The sequence below is a fragment of the Clostridium sp. ZS2-4 genome (genome assembly GCF_026719745.1).
Taxonomy (GTDB): domain Bacteria; phylum Bacillota; class Clostridia; order Clostridiales; family Clostridiaceae; genus Clostridium_H.
On sequence record NZ_JAPPRQ010000062.1, the window covers coordinates 1 to 567 of the forward strand.

Here is a 567-nt window from a genome sequence, read left to right on the forward strand (position 1 = left end):
ACCCGTTCCCATTCCGAACACGAAGGTTAAGCTTCAAAGCGCCGATGGTACTGCACTGGAGACGGTGTGGAAGAGTAGGTCGCCGCCGGGTAAGATAAAAGCACTAAGCAAAAGCTTAGTGCTTTTTTGTGTGTATTTTAAAATATTTTGCTTGTGAAAAACTAAAGTTAAAATAATAAAATAGACTTTAAAGTAGATATAATATCACTTTGAGTCTATTTTATTTTAATTTTATCTAATTGCTCTTAATTGCTTTTATCTTTTTTTTATGTGGTGGATTGGTTACTGGCGACTATAAGAATGTTACAACATTCTTGTAGTGAAGTATACTTATCCTTGCGTATCAGTATGAGAATAATGAAGAAAAATGAAGAAAAACATAGGAAATATAGTGTAATTTAATATAGTGAGATATATTGAATTATATTAGTCTAAGATTCATGATAAGATATTCCTTGTCGTCGCGAGAGCGGCGGAGAGGAAACAACAAAGTATGAATTAAGATGATTTGAGAAAATTAAAAAAATTCAAAAAAGTTGTTGACAAGAAGAAATTCAGATGATATAC

1 rRNA gene is annotated in these 567 nt (G+C 31.6%); it reads left to right on the forward strand.

Annotated elements, in window-relative coordinates:
• Positions 1–91: ribosomal RNA gene (rrf, locus tag OIO11_RS11585) — 5S ribosomal RNA — on the forward strand; the annotation flags it as partial.
• Between the last annotated feature and the right edge of the window lie 476 nt (positions 92–567).